The sequence below is a fragment of the Streptomyces sp. NPDC048483 genome (assembly GCF_040651455.1).
Classification (GTDB): Bacteria; Actinomycetota; Actinomycetes; order Streptomycetales; family Streptomycetaceae; genus Streptomyces.
In genome coordinates, this window is sequence record NZ_JBEZJZ010000138.1 from 1 (window position 1) to 18,679 (window position 18,679).

Annotated in this window: 18 protein-coding genes; 4 read left to right on the forward strand and 14 right to left on the reverse strand. The window is 70.5% G+C overall.

Annotated elements, in window-relative coordinates; all coding sequences use genetic code 11:
- Window positions 1–88 precede the first annotated feature (88 nt).
- From hemB to AB0D04_RS38255, 6 genes are all read right to left on the reverse strand, one after another.
- Entirely contained in the window at window positions 89–1,078 is a 990-nt protein-coding gene (hemB, locus tag AB0D04_RS38230) for a porphobilinogen synthase (RefSeq protein ID WP_362712016.1), read from the reverse strand.
- A 54-nt stretch (window positions 1,079–1,132) separates the two neighbouring features.
- Window positions 1,133–2,059 carry a helix-turn-helix domain-containing protein gene (locus AB0D04_RS38235; protein ID WP_362712017.1) on the reverse strand — a complete coding sequence of 309 codons (927 nt, stop codon included), beginning with the start codon at window positions 2,057–2,059 and terminating at the stop codon, window positions 1,133–1,135.
- A gap of 330 nt (window positions 2,060–2,389) precedes the next feature.
- Window positions 2,390–4,048, reverse strand: coding sequence for a bifunctional uroporphyrinogen-III C-methyltransferase/uroporphyrinogen-III synthase (locus AB0D04_RS38240; RefSeq protein ID WP_362712018.1), 1,659 nt, complete (start codon window positions 4,046–4,048; stop codon window positions 2,390–2,392).
- Window positions 4,045–5,073 (reverse strand): hydroxymethylbilane synthase, encoded by a 1,029-nt coding sequence (gene hemC / locus AB0D04_RS38245; RefSeq protein ID WP_362712019.1) that lies wholly within the window; start codon window positions 5,071–5,073, stop codon window positions 4,045–4,047. The genes AB0D04_RS38240 and hemC overlap by 4 nt, the downstream gene beginning before the upstream one ends.
- Window positions 5,070–6,452: a glutamyl-tRNA reductase gene (locus AB0D04_RS38250; protein ID WP_362712020.1), complete on the reverse strand. Its 1,383-nt coding sequence runs from the start codon at window positions 6,450–6,452 to the stop codon at window positions 5,070–5,072. Before AB0D04_RS38250 ends, hemC begins: the two co-directional genes overlap by 4 nt.
- A complete protein-coding gene (locus AB0D04_RS38255; protein ID WP_362712021.1) occupies window positions 6,449–7,225 on the reverse strand; it encodes a redox-sensing transcriptional repressor Rex in 777 nt (258 codons plus the stop codon). The genes AB0D04_RS38250 and AB0D04_RS38255 overlap by 4 nt, the downstream gene beginning before the upstream one ends.
- Window positions 7,226–7,556: 331 nt before the next feature.
- Between AB0D04_RS38255 and AB0D04_RS38260 the strand changes: the two genes are divergently transcribed.
- From AB0D04_RS38260 to AB0D04_RS38275, 4 genes are all read left to right on the forward strand, one after another.
- Complete coding sequence (locus tag AB0D04_RS38260) at window positions 7,557–7,835, forward strand: glutaredoxin family protein (protein ID WP_362712022.1); 279 nt, start codon at window positions 7,557–7,559, stop codon at window positions 7,833–7,835.
- A gap of 135 nt (window positions 7,836–7,970) precedes the next feature.
- Window positions 7,971–8,900, forward strand: coding sequence for an HAD-IB family hydrolase (locus AB0D04_RS38265; RefSeq protein WP_362712023.1), 930 nt, complete (start codon window positions 7,971–7,973; stop codon window positions 8,898–8,900).
- A gap of 330 nt (window positions 8,901–9,230) precedes the next feature.
- Window positions 9,231–10,016, forward strand: a complete 786-nt coding sequence (locus tag AB0D04_RS38270; protein WP_046927322.1) for an ECF subfamily RNA polymerase sigma factor, BldN family — start codon at window positions 9,231–9,233, stop codon at window positions 10,014–10,016.
- Window positions 10,017–10,291: 275 nt separating this feature from the next.
- Complete coding sequence (locus tag AB0D04_RS38275; RefSeq protein WP_362712024.1) at window positions 10,292–11,494, forward strand: DUF5667 domain-containing protein; 1,203 nt, start codon at window positions 10,292–10,294, stop codon at window positions 11,492–11,494.
- Window positions 11,495–11,646: 152 nt separating this feature from the next.
- Here the strand turns inward: AB0D04_RS38275 and AB0D04_RS38280 are convergent, their stop codons facing one another.
- The 8 genes from AB0D04_RS38280 to AB0D04_RS38315 form a co-directional block, all read right to left on the reverse strand.
- Entirely contained in the window at window positions 11,647–12,645 is a 999-nt protein-coding gene (locus tag AB0D04_RS38280) for a lysophospholipid acyltransferase family protein (protein ID WP_362712025.1), read from the reverse strand.
- Between the two features lie 14 nt (window positions 12,646–12,659).
- Window positions 12,660–13,709, reverse strand: a complete 1,050-nt coding sequence (locus tag AB0D04_RS38285; RefSeq protein ID WP_362712026.1) for an NAD-dependent epimerase/dehydratase family protein — start codon at window positions 13,707–13,709, stop codon at window positions 12,660–12,662.
- 204 nt (window positions 13,710–13,913) lie between these two features.
- Window positions 13,914–14,012 (reverse strand): AURKAIP1/COX24 domain-containing protein, encoded by a 99-nt coding sequence (locus AB0D04_RS38290; protein WP_003948845.1) that lies wholly within the window; start codon window positions 14,010–14,012, stop codon window positions 13,914–13,916.
- A 120-nt stretch (window positions 14,013–14,132) separates the two neighbouring features.
- Window positions 14,133–14,342 carry a helix-turn-helix domain-containing protein gene (locus AB0D04_RS38295; protein ID WP_051831566.1) on the reverse strand — a complete coding sequence of 70 codons (210 nt, stop codon included), beginning with the start codon at window positions 14,340–14,342 and terminating at the stop codon, window positions 14,133–14,135.
- 128 nt (window positions 14,343–14,470) lie between these two features.
- Window positions 14,471–15,286: a phosphatase gene (locus tag AB0D04_RS38300; RefSeq protein ID WP_362712027.1), complete on the reverse strand. Its 816-nt coding sequence runs from the start codon at window positions 15,284–15,286 to the stop codon at window positions 14,471–14,473.
- A 158-nt stretch (window positions 15,287–15,444) separates the two neighbouring features.
- Window positions 15,445–16,620 (reverse strand): acetoin utilization protein AcuC, encoded by a 1,176-nt coding sequence (locus AB0D04_RS38305; protein ID WP_362712028.1) that lies wholly within the window; start codon window positions 16,618–16,620, stop codon window positions 15,445–15,447.
- The gene (locus tag AB0D04_RS38310) at window positions 16,589–17,809 is read right to left on the reverse strand and encodes an MFS transporter (protein WP_362712029.1); all 1,221 of its coding nucleotides are present in this window, start codon (window positions 17,807–17,809) and stop codon (window positions 16,589–16,591) included. Before AB0D04_RS38310 ends, AB0D04_RS38305 begins: the two co-directional genes overlap by 32 nt.
- A gap of 76 nt (window positions 17,810–17,885) precedes the next feature.
- Entirely contained in the window at window positions 17,886–18,536 is a 651-nt protein-coding gene (locus tag AB0D04_RS38315) for an HAD family hydrolase (RefSeq protein ID WP_362712030.1), read from the reverse strand.
- Window positions 18,537–18,679 lie beyond the last annotated feature (143 nt).

An 18,679-nucleotide genomic window follows, 5' to 3' on the forward strand; every position in this document is an offset into this window, starting at 1 on the left:
CGCCCTCGTCGGTTGCGCCGCCCTCGGACGTCAACTCACCGCTGCGGAGGGCGAGTTCGCGCAGTGCTTCGGGTAGCGAGGTGCCTCCTCACAGCCCCCGCGCGACCTCCGTCGCCCAGTAGGTCAGGATCATGTTCGCCCCGGCCCGCTTGATGCCGGTCAGCGCCTCCAGGATCGCCTTGTCGCGGTCGATCCAGCCCTTCTCGGCGGCCGCCTCGATCATCGCGTACTCACCCGAGATCTGATACGCGGCGACGGGCACGTCCACCTCCGCCGCGAGCTTCGCCAGCACATCCAGATACGGCAGCGCCGGCTTGACCATGACCATGTCGGCGCCCTCGTCCAGGTCGAGCGCCAGCTCGCGCAGCGACTCGCGGAGGTTGGCCGGGTCCTGCTGGTAGGTCTTGCGGTCGCCCTTCAGCGAAGAGCCGACGGCCTCCCGGAACGGCCCGTAGAACGCCGACGAATACTTCACCGTGTAGGCCAGGACCGACACGTCCTCATGACCGGTCTGGTCCAGTGCATCCCGGATGACGCCGACCTGACCGTCCATCATGCCGCTGGGGCCGACCACATGGACGCCCGCGTCGGCCTGGACCTGCGCCATCTCGGCGTAGCGCTCCAGGGTGGCGTCGTTGTCGACCCGGCCGTCGGCGTCCAGGACGCCGCAGTGGCCGTGGTCGGTGTACTCGTCCAGGCACAGGTCCGACATGACGACGAGGTCGTCGCCGATCTCCGACCGGACGTCCCGGATGGCCTGCTGCAGGATGCCGTCGGGGTCCGTGCCCGCCGTGCCGGCCGCGTCCTTCTTCTCGTCCTCCGGCACGCCGAACAGCATGATCCCGGCGACCCCGGCCGCGGCCGCCTCGACGGCCGCCTTGCGCAGGGTGTCGCGGGTGTGCTGGACGACGCCCGGCATGGCGGAGATCGGCACCGGCTCGGCGATGCCCTCCCGCACGAACGCCGGGAGAATGAGGTCGGCCGGATGCAGGCGGTACTCCGCGACCATCCGCCGCATGGCGGGGGTGGTGCGCAGCCGTCGCGGCCGCGCCCCCGGGAAGCTTCCGTACTTCGTCATACCGCCACGCTACGCCCGCCCCGCACACGCCTTTGCCGACGCGACGTCGGCCGCTCAGGCCGCGAGAACGGCGTCCCCGCCCGCCGGATCACAGCGGCAGTCCCGGCACAGGCCCGGCTCCGCGGCACGGAAAGCGCGCTCGCAGCCGTCGCAGGTCTGGAACGGGTCGGGCCGGTGCCCGGCCCCCGCCGCGCCTGCCGATGGCTCCACGGGGCCTTCGGGGAGGGGCGGTGGCAGCAGCTCCCGGAGCCGGTGGGCGAGCAGCCTGGCCACGTTCTTCGGGACCGCCGGAAGGTTGGCGGTGAGGGTGCGCCGGACGGCGGCCGGACTGGCACCGTTCTCCAGCCAGGCGACGACGGCGGGGGCCAGGCTGCGGATGTCCCGTTCGGCGAGGGTCAGCCGGTCATCGTTGCGCCGCAGCCCGGCGAGCAGCGCAACGGCCGTGCGGTATTGCGGCGTACGGGGCGGCTCGGCGGGGGCGGACGGCTCGGCGGGCGCGGGCGGTGCCGACGGTGCCGGGGGTGCCGGGGTTGCCGGGGTTGCCGGTACCGCGGCCGGGGGCGGCGTCACCGACTCCTCCGCCGCTGCCGCTACCGCCACCGTCCGGGCATGATCGGCGCCCGGGTCGTTGCAGGCATAAGTACGCGTGATCACCCGCCCGTTGGGCGTCCGTTCCCGCACCCGCTCCAGATAGCCCTGGGCCTCCAACTCCCGCAGCGCGAAGGCGATCCGGTCGCGGCCCTCCGGGAACCGGGCGGCGAGCGTGCGGATGTCGACGCAGGCGCCCTCGGGCAGCGACAGGATGTGGGTGGCCACCCCGATCGCGGTCAGCGACAGATCGTGGTGCTGGGCAAGGTGATTGCCGATGATCGTGTACCGGTCCGGCTGGTGGTGCCTGATGTGGGTGACCCCGGTGTGGGTGGCACTTCGGCGAACACGGGAGTGCGGGCGCGCGGCGGCGCTAAGCTGTTTCTCAGCCATCGGGAAGGTTCGGCTTCCTTTGTGGTCAGGCCCTCGCACTGGGATTGCAGTCCCGGCGGGGGCCGTCGCATGTCTGCGGTTGTCACGGCCGAGCCTGCCCGCCCAAACTTCCTCCGCGCCAGCCGAGTTGAGCGGATTCACCCCCGTGGGTGACGAATCCGGGGTTTGGTTGGTTTGGAAGGTTCTTTCCCCGGGTTCTTTCTTCTTGACGGCCCGCCCTGCCGCCGCCCGGTCCACCGGATCCCGCGCGCCCGGGCTCCGGTCGCCGGGCCGCCCGTAACGCAGAAGGGCGCCCCCGACAGGGGCGCCCTTCCTCACTCAGCTACCTGCTCAACTACGCGCCCGCCGGCGCGAGCCGGGCCGCCGCTCGCTCGGGCGGGTGACCGGGTCACCGGCCTCGAGCGCGGCATCGCGCCGCGCCGCCCCGAAGTCGGCGAGCGCTTCGGCCAGCTTGTGCACCGAGGGCTCGGGCGACATGACGTCCACGCGCAGCCCGTGTTCCTCGGCGGTCTTGGCGGTGGCCGGGCCGATACAGGCGATCACGGTCACGTTGTGCGGCTTGCCGGCGATGCCGACGAGGTTCCGCACGGTCGAGGAGGACGTGAACAGCACGGCGTCGAAGCCGCCGCCCTTGATGGCCTCCCGCGTCTCGGCCGGCGGCGGCGAGGCGCGCACGGTCCGGTAGGCCGTGACGTCGTCGACCTCCCAGCCCAGCTCGATCAGCCCGGCCACCAGGGTCTCGGTGGCGATGTCGGCGCGCGGCAGGAAGACGCGGTCGATCGGGTCGAAGACCGGGTCGTAGGGGGGCCAGTCCTCCAGCAGGCCGGCGGCCGACTGCTCGCCACTCGGCACCAGGTCGGGCTTCACACCGAAGGCGACCAGCGCCTTGGCGGTCTGCTCGCCGACCGCGGCGACCTTGATCCCGGCGAAGGCGCGGGCGTCCAGGCCGTACTCCTCGAACTTCTCCCGGACGGCCTTGACGGCGTTGACCGAGGTGAAGGCGATCCACTCGTAACGGCCGGTGACCAGGCCCTTGACCGCGCGCTCCATCTGCTGCGGGGTGCGCGGCGGCTCGACGGCGATGGTCGGGACCTCGTGCGGCACCGCGCCGTACGAGACGAGCTGGTCGGAGAGCGACGCGGCCTGCTCCTTGGTCCGCGGCACGAGCACCCGCCAGCCGAACAGCGGCTTGGACTCGAACCACGACAGCCGGTCGCGCTGCGCGGGGGCACTGCGCTCACCGACCACGGCTATGACCGGCTGATGACCGTCCGGCGAAGGCAGCACCTTGGCGGCCTTGAGCACCTGGGCGACGGACCCGAGGGTCGCGGTCCAGGTGCGCTGGCGCGTGGTGGTACCGGCGACCGTGACGCTGAGCGGTGTGTCGGGCTTGCGGCCCGCGGTCACCAGCTCGCCGGCGGCCGCGGCCACCGAGTCGAGCGTGGTGGAGACGACGGCGGTGGCGTCGCTGGCACCGAGCTCGGACCAGCAGCGGTCATCGGCGCTGCGGGCGTCGATGAACCGCACATCCGTGCCCTGGGCGTCACGCAGCGGCACACCGGCGTACGCGGGCACGCCGACGGCCGCGGCGATGCCCGGCACGACCTCGAAGACGATGCCCTCGGCGGCGCACGCCAGCATCTCCTCGGCGACGTATCCGTCGAGGCCGGGGTCGCCGGTGACGGCCCGCACGACCCGCTTGCCCGCGCGGGCCGCCGCCATGACAAGATTGGCGGTGTCCCGAAGCGGCGAAACGCCGTTGGGGGAGACGGGGATTGACGCCTCGTCAGTCGACGCCTGCAATGGTGTGTCCACGTGTGCGCGGGCATGCACGCGCACGACGTCCAGCACCTGCGGGTCGGCGATCAGTACGTCCGCGGAGGCCAGCGCCTCCACGGCACGCAGCGTCAGCAGACCCGGGTCTCCCGGCCCGGCACCCAGGAAGGTGACCTGACCGGAGGCGGAGTGGTTTGGGGCGGTGGGGTTCAAAATGCTCGCTCCCCCATAAGACCGGCCGCACCCTTTGCGAGCATCTCGGCGGCAAGCTCCCGGCCCAAGTTCAGCCAGGTCGCGTCGTCGTCAAGAGAGGCAGGTACGTGCCCGGTGGTGGACAGCTGCACCAGCACGCTGCCGTCGGTCGTGCCGACGACGCCGCGCAGATGCATTTCGGTGACAGCCTGCTCGTCAGCCTTGGGGCCTCCCCTGCTCGAGCGAAGTCGAGAGCTTGGGGAAAGGTCGGCCAGCGCTCCAACGGGTGCGGAGCAGCCGGCCTCCAGGGCGGCGAGCAGGGAACGCTCGGCGGTCACGGCGGCCCGGGTGACCGGGTCGTCGAGCTCGGCAAGCTGGGCGACGAGGGCTGTGCCGTGCACATGGTGCACCGCGAGGCACTCGATCGCCAGCGCCCCCTGGCCGGGGGCGGGCAAAACCACGTCGGGCGACAGCAGCTGCGTCGCCTCGTCGATCCGGCCGATCCGGGTGAGCCCGGCGGCGGCCAGCACGACCGCGTCCAGCTCGCCCTTTTCGACGAAGCCGATGCGGGTGTCGATGTTCCCGCGTATCGGTACGGCCTCCACGCGCCGGCCCAGCGTCCGTGCCCAGGCGTTGAGCTGCGCCATCCGCCTGGGGGAGCCGGTGCCGATGCGGGCGCCGTCGGGAAGCTGTTCAAACGTGAGACCGTCCCGGGCGATCAGCGCGTCACGGGGATCTTCCCGTACGGGTATCGCGGCCAGGGTCAGGTTCTCGGGCTGCGCGGTGGGCAGGTCCTTGAGCGAGTGAACGGCGAAGTCGATGTCCCCGGCGAGCAGCGCGTCGCGCAGCGCGGAGACGAAGACGCCGGTGCCGCCGATCTGCGCCAGGTGCTCGCGAGAGGTGTCGCCGTACGTGGTGATCTCCACCAGCTCGACGGGGCGGCCGGTCAGCTCGCGCACCGCCTCGGCGACGTGCCCGGACTGGGCCATGGCGAGCTTGCTGCGGCGGGTACCCAGCCGCAGGGCTCTGGTAGTGATGTCGGTCATGGTGTGCGCTCCCGTGCTGCATCGTGCCTGTCGGCGCGCGTGTCGGCCCGGCTGACGGCGGCAACCGTCTGCGGATCGAGATCGAAGAGTTCGCGCAGCGCGTCCGCGTACCCGGCGCCGCCGGGCTCGCTGGCGAGCTGCTTGACCCGCACGGTGGGCGCGTGCAGGAGTTTGTCGACGACGCGGCGCACGGTCTGGGTGATCTCGGCGCGCTGCTTGTCGTCCAGGTCGGGGAGGCGGCCGTCGAGCCGGGCGATCTCGCCGGCGACGACGTCCGCGGCCATGGTGCGCAGGGCGACCACGGTGGGGGTGATGTGCGCGGCGCGCTGGGCGGCGCCGAAGGCCGCGACCTCGTCGGAGACGATGCCGCGCACCTTGTCCACGTCGGCCGCCATGGGAGCGTCCGCCGAGGCGTCCGCGAGCGTCTCGATGTCGACGAGGTGCGTGCCCTCGATCCGGTGGACCGCGGCGTCGATGTCACGCGGCATGGCGAGGTCGAGCAGCGCCAGGCCGTCCGTAGTGCCCTTACGGTCGGCCATGGCGGCGGCCACGGCGTCGGCGTGCAGCACCAGCCCGGCCGCGCCCGTACAGGAGACGACCACATCGGCGCCGGCCAGCTCCACCCCGACGGCGTCCATCGGCACCGCGCGGGCGGTCAGCCCGCTCGCCGCTCCCGGACCGCCGGGCTCGGTGAGGATCTGGACGAGCCGCTCGGCGCGCTCCACCGTACGGTTGGCGACCGCCAGTTCGGCCACGCCCGCCCGTACGAGGGTGGTCGCGGCCAGCGAGGACATCGAGCCCGCGCCGATCACCAGCGCCCGCTTGCCGCCGGCCCACTTCTCGACATCGGCGCCGCCCGCGAGCTGCTCCAGGCCGAAGGTGACCAGCGACTGGCCGGCCTTGTCGATGCCGGTCTCGCTGTGGGCGCGCTTGCCGACCCGCAGCGCCTGCTGGAAGAGGTCGTTCAGCAGCCGGCCCGCGGTGTGCTGCTCCTGGGCGACGGCGAGCGCGTCCTTGATCTGGCCGAGGATCTGGCCCTCGCCGATGACCATCGAGTCCAGGCCGCAGGCCACCGAGAAGAGGTGGTGGACGGCGCGGTCCTCGTAGTGGACGTAGAGATAGGGGGTGAGCTCCTCCAGGCCTGCGCCGCCGTGGCGCGCCAGGAGGGTGGAAAGCTCGGCGACACCGGCGTGGAACTTGTCCACATCGGCGTAGAGCTCGATGCGGTTGCAGGTGGAGAGCACCGCGGACTCGGTGGCCGGCTCGGCCGACACCGCGTCCTGCAGCAGCTTGCCGCGCGCCTCCGGAGGCAGCGCAGCCCGCTCCAGCACGCTGACCGGCGCGCTGCGATGGCTCAGTCCGACGACCAGGAGACTCATGCCGGCATCACGGCGGGAACGTCCCCGTCAGGTCCCTTGCGGTCGGCCTCGGACCCGGCGGCAGCGGCGCGCGCCACCGGGGCCGGCGCACCGCTTTCCTGGCCGGACTCCTCGCCCGCCTTGCGCTGCTCGTGGAAGGCGAGGATCTGCAGCTCTATCGACAGGTCGACCTTGCGTACGTCCACCCCGTCCGGGACGGTCAGTACGGTCGGCGCAAAGTTGAGGATCGAGGTGACACCGGCGGCGACCAGGCGCTCACAGACCTGCTGGGCGGCCCCGGCCGGTGTGGCAATGACGCCGATCGAGACGCCGTTGCTCTCGATGATGTGCTCCAGCTCGTCGGTGTGCTGGACCGCGATGCCCGCGACGGGCTTGCCGGCCATGGCCGGGTCGGCGTCGATCAGGGCGGCGACACGGAAGCCGCGGGAGGCGAAGCCGCCGTAGTTGGCGAGGGCGGCGCCGAGGTTACCGATACCGACAATGACCACGGGCCAGTCCTGGGTCAGGCCGAGCTCGCGCGAGATCTGGTAGACGAGGTACTCCACGTCGTAGCCGACGCCGCGGGTCCCGTAGGAGCCGAGGTAGGAGAAGTCCTTGCGCAGCTTGGCGGAGTTGACCCCCGCCGCGGCCGCGAGCTCCTCGGAGGAGACCGTGGGGACCGAGCGCTCGGAGAGCGCGGTCAGTGCACGCAGATACAGCGGAAGCCTGGCGACGGTGGCCTCGGGAATCCCTCGGCTTCGGGTCGCCGGTCGGTGAGTTCGGCCAGTTGCCACGGTGCTCCTGCGGGTAGAGCGGGGCTGCGGGCGCCGGCCTGGAACCCGACCGCCCTGTCTCTCGCAGGCTATGCCTTTGTGAACGCGTGCACAAAGATGGTGTCCGCTTTGTCCGCCCAAAGTGACCGGGGTCACGCGGCTTTTCCCGGTGTGCGCGGAACCAACTCCCACGTCACACCGTTCACTCGCTTCCCACTGGTGTCGCGGGAGCGTCGACGGGAGCACGTGCCCTCACTCCTTGCCACTATGCCCCCGGAAACCTACAAATCGCCCACCGATGGTAAGCGAACCGGCGCCCCGGAGCACCCTGCCGAATTGGCACAATGGCTCCATGGCCCCCTTGTTCAGCCGCAGCCCCCGCAAGAACCCCGCCGACGCGATGGTCACCCTCATCGGCAAGCCGGGCTGCCATCTGTGCGACGACGCCCAGGCAGTGATCGAGAAGGTCTGCGCCGAAACGGGCGCGTCCTGGGAGAAGAAGGACATCACCGAGGACGCCGAGCTGCACCGCCTGTACTGGGAGCAGATCCCGGTCGTCCTGGTGGACGGCAAACAGCACGACTTCTGGCGCGTCGACCCCAAGCGGCTGCGCACGGCACTGGGCGCCTGACCGCCGCCGAAACCCACCGCCGAAACCCGCACAGAACGGCCGTATGGCAGGCCTTACCCAACCTTTTCTCGCCTCAGGGCTCCCGGACACGCGCCCGTAACCAGTCGCACCGAACAAACTGGCTACGCTACCGTCATGGCGCCCGCTCCCCAATGGTTCACCCGCCGCAGACGACCCGCCACGGCCCGCAGTGTGCTGGCCGGCGAGGCCGCGGCCGAGGCCGCCCGTAAGTCTTCCCAGGAAGCGCCCGCGGTCGAGGAAGCCCCGGAGGAGCCGGAGTTCCCGGTCGCCGGGGACGAGGCGGCTGCCGCTTTCTTCGACCTCGACAACACCGTCATGCAGGGCGCCGCCCTCTTCCACTTCGGCCGCGGCCTCTACAAACGGCACTTCTTCCACAAGCGCGACCTGGCCCGCTTCGCCTGGCAGCAGATCTACTTCCGGCTGGCCGGCTCGGAGAACCCCGAGCACATGGCGGACGTCCGCAACAGCGCGCTCTCCATCGTCCAGGGCCACCGCGTCGCCGAGTTGATGTCCATCGGCGAGGAGATCTACGACGAGTACATGGCCGAGCGTGTCTGGCCGGGCACCCGCGCGCTCGCCCAGGCCCACCTGGACGCGGGCCAGAAGGTCTGGCTGGTGACCGCGGCCCCCGTCGAGACCGCGACGATCATCGCCCGCCGGCTGGGCCTGACCGGCGCACTGGGCACCGTCGCCGAGTCCGTCGGCGGCGTGTACACGGGCAAGTTGGTGGGCGAACCCCTGCACGGCCCGGCCAAGGCCGAGGCCGTCCGCGCGCTCGCCACCGCCGAGGGCCTGGAACTGTCGCACTGCGCCGCATACAGCGACTCCGCCAACGACATCCCGATGCTCTCGCTCGTCGGGCACCCGTATGCGATCAATCCCGACAGCCGACTGCGCAAGCACGCACGCGAGCAGGGCTGGCGGCTGCGCGACTACCGGACGGGCCGCAAGGCGGTCAAGATCGGCATCCCGGCGGCAGCCGGTGTGGGTGCCCTCGCGGGCGGCGCCGCGGCCGCGGTCGCGCTCCAGCGCCGCCGCCGCTGACCAGGGTTGATCACAAGGCGGCGCGGGGGACCATCCGGACTCCCTACCCCCACCGCTGCCCCGTCAGTCCCGTTGCTGGCGGTCAACCACAACACGCCCTCCAACCAGGCAGATTGCGTCACCTTCCGATCAATAGTTGCTCAGTATTCGATACTTGATCTGCCACCAACCCGGCACAGACCGTAAGTAATCGATGATTTGAGCAACTGGGTGTAGCGCTGCCTGTACGAAGCGTTATTCTCCTCAGACGCAATTCGGAACCCACACGTCCCTACGACGAGTGAATGGTCCCGCACTGCACGTGATGGAAGCTCTGCCTCTGGGAGTCCCGTGTACCCACACGTCGGGGTTGACGCCTCGGGCCTGGCTACGCTGCGTACGACACTCGTCGACCACCTGCGCAGTTTTGTCCCCACCGCGTACGCCGTCCCCGCATTCGCCTCAGCCGTCCCCGCTGCCGGCCCCTGCTATGCCTTGGCCGACGGGAGTGCTGCGGTCGCCAAGGCCGCCGGCAGAACCCGCCGCTCGGGCGCCGGCACGACCACCGCCCGTCGCCCCGCCGACAGCGACAGCCGTCGCATGATGGATCTCGTCGAACGCGCCCAGGCGGGCGAGGCCGACGCCTTCGGCCGCCTCTACGACCAGTACGCCGACACGGTCTACCGCTACATCTACTACCGCGTGGGCGGCCGGGCCACCGCCGAGGACCTGACCAGCGAGACGTTCCTGCGCGCGCTGCGCCGTATCGGCACGTTCACCTGGCAGGGCCGCGACTTCGGCGCCTGGCTGGTGACCATCGCCCGCAACCTCGTCGCCGACCATTTCAAGTCCTCCCGCTTCCGCCTGGAAGTCACCACCGGAGAGATGCTCGACGCCAACGAGGTCGAGCGCAGTCCCGAGGACTCGGTCCTCGAATCCCTCTCCAACGCCGCCCTGCTGGAGGCGGTCCGTAAGCTCAACCCCCAGCAGCAGGAATGCGTCACACTCCGCTTTCTGCAGGGCCTCTCGGTCGCCGAGACCGCCCGCGTCATGGGAAAGAACGAGGGCGCGATCAAGACCCTCCAGTACCGGGCCGTCCGCACCCTGGCGCGGCTCCTCCCTGAAGACGCCCGCTGACCCACCCCCGCCCCCGTCGAATTCACCAACTCCTCCATACTCTCCCGCACTTACTCTTGGTGACCAGCCATACCCGGTCGGTCAGATCATCGTGAGTGCGTAACCCGAGTGCCGCGGCGCTCGTTGTGCGGAATGCAGGCTCCATGCGGTCACGCCATGCCGGTTACCTCTCACTCTTTCGAGTGGTCGCCGCACGGCGTGCAACCGTCCGGTCCGTCTGGACAGTCAAAGCCAGTCCGGGGAGTCGAGCGGGATGACGAGAGGAGGTGCCGCAGGTGATCGCGAATGTCGCGGCGCACCGGCGGGCCAACGCCTTCGCCCAGGCCCTGGAGGAGCAGGTCCTCCAGGGCGCGGCGGCCGAGGACCAGGTCGACAGTCCGGCACAGACGCCGGAAGAAGCACGGCTGTTGGCGGTTGCCGACGGCCTCGGGGAACTCCCGAAGCCGGAGATGGCCGCCGAGGTCAAGACTGTCCAGCGCGCCCAGCTCATCGCCGCGATGGAGGCCGCCTTCGCCGAAGGCGCCCCGTCCGACGACGCCAGGGTGCCCGAGCAGCGCACATCCAAGGGCGCACACCGCGCCGCGAAATCACTCGGCCGGCTGCGCCCCCGCTCCCGCCTCACCAAGGGGCTGGCCGCGGGCGGACTGACGGTCGGCGTCGCCGCCGGGGCGTTCAGCGGCGTCGCCGCGGCCAGCTCCGAGGCTCTCCCCGGCGACTCCCTCTACGGCCTCAAACGGGGCATGGAGGACCTCAAGCTCGGCATGGCCGGCGACGACTCCGACCGCGGCCGGCTCTACCTCGACCAGGCCGCCACGCGCATGATGGAGGCCCGTCGCCTGATGGAGCGCGGCCGGGTCGCCGACCTGGACCATGAATCGCTCGGCGAGGTCCGCAAGGCGCTGTCCGGCGTGACACACGACGCGGGCGAGGGCCACCGCCTGCTGCACGAGGCGTACGCACGCGATGGCTCGCTCGGCCCCATCCAGGCGCTGAGCTCCTTCACCAAGTCCCATCGCGGCACCTGGTCGCAGCTGCGCGACAGGCTCCCCGTACAGCTCACGGACGTGCGCGACAGGGTCAGCTCGGTCTTCGACGCCATAGACGAAGAGGTCGGTCCGCTCCGCAAGCTGCTGCCGCAGACCCCGGACGGCAAGCGCCCCCACCACGGCGCGCCCGCCGCTCCGGGCACCGAATCCGACCGCGGCCACAAGGCCAGGCCTTCCGGCGGCGAGTCCTCGTCCGGCAAGCACGGCGGCAGTGCGCACGCACCGCGCCCGTCGGCCTCACCGTCCCAGGACGACGGCCTGCTCGGCGGCAATACGGGCGGCCTGCTGGACCCGCCCGACAAGGACGGCAGCCCCACCCCGCAGACCGGCCACGGCCGCCACACCCCCGGCCACCCCGATGTCACCCTCCCGCCACTGCTGCCCGGTCTGCTTCCCGGCCTGGGCATCGACGGCGGGGACCTGCCGAAATAGCCCGGCGCACCACACCCGACACACCGCACCGGACGCGGCGCCCGGTGTTCTTCCGGTCCTTCCCTCGGAAGAACACCGGGCGCCGCTGCGTCACCAGCTTGCAGGCCGCCCGCCGGAGCCAGGCAACGTCGGCGCCCTCTGCCGTCCCGCGGTCAGAAGAACACGGAGCGGCGCTGCACCAGCAGCTTGTACAGCGTGTGCTGAATCGTTTCGCGTACCTGATCGGTCAGGTTGAACATCAGCATCGGGTCGTCCGCCGCCTCCGGCGGATAGCCGTCCGTCGAGATGGGCTCGCCGAACTGGATCGTCCACTTCGTCGGCAGCGGCATCGCCCCCAGCGGCCCCAGCCACGGAAACGTCGGCGTGAGCGGGAAATACGGCAGCCCCAGCACCCGCGCCAGCGTCTTGGCGTTCCCGAGCATCGGGTAGATCTCCTCCGCGCCCACGATGGAGCACGGCACGATCGGCACCCCGGCCTTCAGCGCCGTCGAGACGAACCCGCCCCGCCCGAACCGCTGGAGCTTGTAGCGGTCCGCGAAGGGCTTGCCGATGCCCTTGAAGCCCTCCGGCATCACCCCGACGACCTCACCGCGCTCGAGCAGCCGCTGCGCGTCCTCCGCGCACGCCAGGGTGTGCCCGGCCTTCCGCGCCAGCTCGTTTATCACCGGGAGCACAAACACCAAATCGGCCGCCAGCAGCCGCAGATGACGCTCTGCGGGATGGTGGTCGTGCACCGCGACCTGGAGCATCAGCCCGTCCAGCGGCAGCGTCCCGGAGTGATTGGCGACGATCAGCGCTCCACCGTCGGAAGGGATGTTCTCCACACCCTTCACCTCGACCCGGAAGTACCTCTCGGCGAACGGCCGCAGCAACGACATCAGGACCTGGTCGGTCAGCTCCTCGTCGTAGCCGAAGTCGTCGACCTCGTAGTCGCCGGTGATCCGCCGGCGCAGGAACGCCAGTCCGCCCGCGATCTTCTCGTCCAGGGACCGCCCGCCGTCCTGCCGTCGGCGCGCCTCCGGTTCCTCGGGCCCGCTGCGCGCCTCCGGTACGGGCGCCAGCGCCGCACCGTGCCCCGCGCGCCCGGCCCGCCTGGCCTTTCTGCGCGCCCGAGGCTCCTCGCCGAAGGGAATGACCTTGGCGTCCGCCATCGTGGGTGAACTCCTCACTGGGTCGGGCCGCAGCGTGCGGGCAGCACGCCGGCGAGCTTGTCGACGGTGCGGGCGAGGGACTCGGGCGGCAGCAGCCCGGGTCCGCGGCTGCGGGCGAATTCCGCGAAGGTCTCCGCCGTCGTGTACTGCGGCTGGAAGCCCAGTGTCTCGCGCATCTGCGTCGTCTCGACGACTCTGCCGTGGGTCAGCATCCGGATCTGTTCCGGCGAGAAGTCCGTGATGCCGATGGCCCGCAGCGCCGTACCGGCCCAGGTCACGGTCGGCAGGAACAGCGGCAGCGTGGGCCGCCCCAGCCGCCGGGAGATCTGCGAGAGCAGCAGCACACCGTCCCCGGCGATATTGAACGTACCGCTGTTGAGCGTGCCCCGGCGCGGCGCGGAGGCGGCGATCCGCAGCACTTCGATGGCGTCGTCCTCGTGGACGAACTGCAGCCGCGGGTCGTAGCCGAGGACCGTCGGCCAGACGGGCAGCGAGAAGTACTCGGCGAGCGGGGAGTCCGCGCACGGCCCGAGGATATTGGCGAAGCGCAGCACGCACACCGCCACATCGGGCCGCCGCCGGGCGAAGCCGCGTACGTATCCCTCGATCTCGACGACGTCCTTGGCGAAGCCGCCGCTGGGCAGCGATTTGGGCGGGGTGGTCTCGCTGAAGACCGCCGGGTCCTTGGGGGCGGAGCCGTAGACGCTGGCGCTGGACTTGATGACCAGGCGCTGCACGTTCGGAGCCTTCTGGCAGGCGCCGAGGAGCTGCATGGTGCCGATGACGTTGGCTTCCTTGACGGCGGCGCGGCCGCCGCGGCTGCCCAGGGGCGTGCCGTTGATGTCCATGTGGACGACGGTGTCGACACCCGTCTCGGCCAGGACCCTGGCGATCGTGGGATGCCGGATGTCGGCCCGGAGGAATTCGGCGCCGCCCAGATGGTGCTCCGGCGGCACGGCGTCGACCCCGATCACCCGGTCGATGTCGGGATCGCGCTGGATACTGCGGACGAACCGGCCCCCCAGCTGGCGTGCGGCTCCCGTGACGAGCACGACCTTGCCCAAGATCAGCCCTTCCTTCCCGCCCTCGGCCTCCGCCTGCGTCGAGCTGTACGGGCCACGCTATCGGGTCGGTGTTGCGCGGGGATGACCGCAGGATGCCCTTCGCTGCATTTCGCGCCCAAGGCCCGCCCATACGGCCCACAACGCACCGCGGCCCCCTGCCACACCAAGGTGACAGGAGGCCGCGAAATCGCGAATCAGCGTCTCTTACTTCTTGTTACGACGCTGAACGCGGGTGCGCTTGAGCAGCTTGCGGTGCTTCTTCTTAGCCATCCGCTTGCGCCGCTTCTTGATAACAGAGCCCACGACTACCCTCGCTCACTTCGAATCACTCGGTGCGGGGCGTCCGAGCCCACACTACCTACATCGGGCCAGCCTACCCGGCGCCGGGCGTACGGCGTAATCCGAGGGTCGCCGAAGGACCCGTCAGGCTGATTCCACCCCCACATAGGACTCACGGAGATAGTCGTGCACGGCCTGCTCCGGCACCCGGAACGACCTCCCCACCCTGATCGCGGGCAGATGACCGCTGTGCACCAAGCGGTACACGGTCATCTTCGACACTCGCATGACCGTGGCGACTTCCGCCACGGTCAGAAACACGACCTCGTTCAGAGGCCTCTGCTCTGCAGCCATGCCACACCTGCACCTTCCGCATAAGACGGTCACCGGCTTCCCCTCCGGTGACTCTTCGTCGCTATGCGCTCACTCCCCAGATTAGGGGCCAGTGATGCGAGTGGGGAAGAGGAGCAGCGAACGACCGCCTACCGTGACAGATACGCACGATTGAGTACATAACGCGCCAGGGGGCGGTAGCCGACGGACGGTACGGCGTCGTCGAGCGGCACCACCGCGGACACCCTGCCCTCCGCCTGCCCGACGAACAGCGCGGGGTCGTCCGTGTCCGCCAGCCCGATCGCCTCAATGCCCAGCTGACCTGCTCCGCAGACCCATCCGTGGTCCCCGATCACCAGCCCCGGCAGCGGTCCCCCGGCGTCCGCCGCGGCCGCCAGCGCGGTCCGCACCGGGAGCGGCGAATGGGTGTGCACGCCCCCCGTCCCGGGTGCTCCCCGCGCGCCCGCCTCGCGCATCAGCGCGACTCCCCGTACGTAATCGAGCGAGCGGGTACGTAGTCCGAACCTGGTCGCTATGTCGACACGACAGCCATACGCCGGGGTGAGGACGGTGCAGCCCGCCGACGAGAGCGCGTCTGCGAGCGCGGCGTAGAACTCCAGCAGCCGGTGCGGATGCCCGGTGCCGAGCAGCACCGGCGCCCGCCGGCCGGCCGCCTCGCCGAGCCGCTCGGCGAATCCGTCCAGCGCCGCGATCGTACGGTCCGGGTCGATGACATCGGGGCCGGAAGTGTGCGCGGGATCGACCGAAACCCCGCACTTCTGCCCCATCAGCCGCAGCACTTCGCCCAGTGGCCAGTCCCGTTCGGGATCGAGCCCGAGCAGTACCCGCGGATCGCGCGCCGCGAAGAGCCGGTAGCGCCCCAGACTTTTCTCGCGCAGGGTCGCGATCGTCCCCGCGAGCCGCGCCTCGATCAGGTGCGCCCGCAGCGCCTCGGTGCCCACCACGCGCCTCATGGTCGTGCGTTGACCGGATTGCGGATGCCCTAACCGACGGGTAGTCACACATCTGTGGGGCGGAGGAACCCGTACGGCCGCATCCGGCCCGCCAGGGCGGTATCAGCACCGCCGTAACGGCGTTACAGGGCCCTCAGGCTGTCGCACCGTCAGGGCAGCAGCCCGTGTGAGGGGAACACCGCCCGCCGGGTGGCCAGCACCGCCTGGTCCAGCCGGTCGGCCGGGTCGTAGCCGCCGTCGGCGAAGTCCCGCCACTGCGGCGTACGGCCGTCCGTCATCCGCTGCGGCGCCAACTGCCGTGTCCTGCGGAACACTTCGTGCCGCCACGACTCCGGCACCATCGAGGCCGGGTCGATCGGCCGGCCCGCCGCGATCGCCGTCAGATGCGTCCAGCTGCGCGGCACCACATCCACCACCGCATAGCCGCCGCCACCGAGCGCGATCCACCGCCCGTCCGCATGCTCATGCGCCAGCTCATGGCAGGACTCCGCCACCGCCCGCTGCGCGTCCACGCTCACCGCCAGATGCGCCAGCGGGTCCTCGAAATGGGTGTCCGCGCCGTGCTGGGTCACGATCACCTGCGGCCGGAAGGCGCCCAGCAGCTCGGGCACCACCGCATGAAAGGCCCGCAGCCACCCCTCGTCACCGGTCCCGGCCGGCAGCGCCACATTGACCGCGCTGCCCTCCGCGCCCTCGCCGCCGGTCTCCTCCGGCCAGCCGGTCTGCGGAAAGAGCGTCCGCGGATGCTCGTGCAGCGAGACCGTCAGCACCCGCGGGTCCTCCCAGAACGCTGCCTGCACGCCGTCCCCGTGATGCACATCCACATCCACGTACGCGACCCGTTCGGCGCCCAGCTCCAGCAGCCGGGCGATAGCCAGCGCCGCGTCGTTGTAGATACAGAACCCGGACGCGCCACCGGGCATCGCATGGTGCAGTCCGCCGGCGAAATTCACCGCATGCAGCGCATCCCCGCGCCAGACGGCCTCCGCCGCCCCCACCGACTGCCCCGCGATCAGCGCCGACGCCTCATGAATCCCCGCGAACGCCGGATCGTCCTCCGTCCCCAGCCCGTACGCGAGATCCGCCGACGCGGGATCGGACGAGGCCCTGCGCACCGCCGCGATGTAGTCCTCGCGATGCACCAGCCGCAGCGTGGAGTCCCCGGCCGGCTTGGCCGCGACCACCTCCAGGGGCCCGCGGTCGAGCTCGTACGCCTCCACCAGTCGCATGGTCAGCGCGAGCCTGACCGGGTCCATCGGATGACCGGGCCCGAAGTCATAGCCCGTTACTGCCTCATCCCACATCAGCTGTGCGCGGCCGCTCATGCTCGTCACCGTATCTGGCCTGAGCTGACCCGAACGAGCGGGCGTACACCAGCGTCACCAGTACGAGCGCCATCGGTACGAGCATCGCCCCCCGATAGCTCCAGGCGTCGCCGATACCGCCTACCAACGGCGACCCGATCAAAAATCCCACATAGTTGAAAATATTCAGCCGCGCGACAGCCGTATCCGACTGCCCCGGAAACAGCCTCCCCGCCGCCGCGAACGTCTGCGGCACGATCACGCACAGCCCGAGCCCCAGCAGCGTGAACCCCGCCATCCCCGTCCATGCCCCGGGCGCCGCCGCCACCACGACAAAGCCCCCCGCCGCGACCACCGTTCCGGTACGCACCACCGCAACCGCCCCGAACCGCCGAACCCCCAGGTCTCCCGCGGCCCGCCCGAGCAGCGTGGTGACCATATAGACGTTGTACGGCACGGTCGCCAGCTGCTCGGAACTCCCCAGCACGTCCTGCAGATACTTGGCGCTCCAGTTGGAGACGGTCGCATCCCCGATGTACGCGAACGCCATCACCAGGCACAGCGGCAACAGCAGCCGCATCGCGACACCCGCCGCCGGCCCGTCCCCGCCCGCCACGGACCGCTGCTCGGCCGGCTGCTGATCCACAAACCATCGGCCCACGACCAACGCCAACGGCGCCAACACCAGCACCACCGGCCCGTACAGCACCGCCAGCGACAGATGCCAGTGCGCCCCCGCCCACGCCAGCGACGCCCCCACAATCCCGCCCAGGCTGTACGCGGCATGAAATCCGAGCATGATGCTCCGCGCGTACGCCCGCTGGAGGCTTACTCCGAGCATGTTCATCGATGCATCCAGCGCCCCCACCGACAGCCCGAACGCGGCCAGCGCACACGCCACCTGCGCCATCGACCCCACCGACCCCACGGCCAGCAACGCCAGACACACCACCGGCTGCACCCACCGCAACACCAGGCTCGGCCGCACCCGCTTCACCAGATGCTCGGTCCCGACGCTGCCGACCCCGGCCAGCACCGGCACCGCTGCCAGGAACACGGGCAACAGACCGTCCGAGATGCCGTAGCGGTCCTGTATCGCCGGTATTCGCGTGACCAGGAGGGCAAAGACCGCCCCCTGGACAATGAAGCTGATGGCAAGCGAGACGCGGCCGTGCCGCAGTCGCGCTCCTGGTACCCGGGGGGCCGTCATGGCCGCACAGCCTAGAACTCCACACTACTGAGGGGTAGATGGATCACTCCACCATTTCCGCGACCGACCCGGCTGCCTACTGAAGCAGCCCGGGCAGCTCCGCCATCCCGGTGAACAGCCCCGTCGCCCCGGCCTCCGCCAGCTCCGCCGCCGGCGTCAGAGCCGTGAACCCGTAGACATCCATCCCCGCCGCAACCGCCGCCCGCACCCCCAGCACGCTGTCCTCGACAACCACACACCGCTCCGGCACAACACCCATCACCCGCGCCGCATGCAAAAACAGATCCGGCGCCGGCTTCCCCCGCCCCACATCCTGCGAAGAAAAGATGCACTCCTCCCCGAAGCGCCCGAACAGCCCGGTCTTCGTCAGTCCCACCCTTATCCGCTCATGACTCCCCGAGGATGCGACGCAGTACGGCACCCCCTCCACGGCCAACTTCCCCAGCACCTCGCCGACCCCGACCACGGGCTCCAACTCCCGACGAAACGCCTCAAAAACCCGCCCATGAAACGTCACATCGAAGTCCGCCGGCAGCCGCTCCCCCGACCGCTCCAGCACCACATCATGAATACGGTGCATCGCCCCGCCCATGTAGTCCCGCAGCGATTCCTCGTACGTGGTCGGGTGACCCAATTCCGTGAGATACCCGGCCAGCACCCGATTCGAAATGGGCTCACTGTCCACAAGGACGCCATCGCTATCGAAAATGACCAGGCCGTAGCGCATCCCCCGAGCGTACCGAACCGGTAAACGCAGAAAAGCCCCGCACCATACGGTGCGGGGCTTCCCACAAAATTTGTTCGGCGGCGTCCTACTCTCCCACAGGGTCCCCCCTGCAGTACCATCGGCGCTGAAAGGCTTAGCTTCCG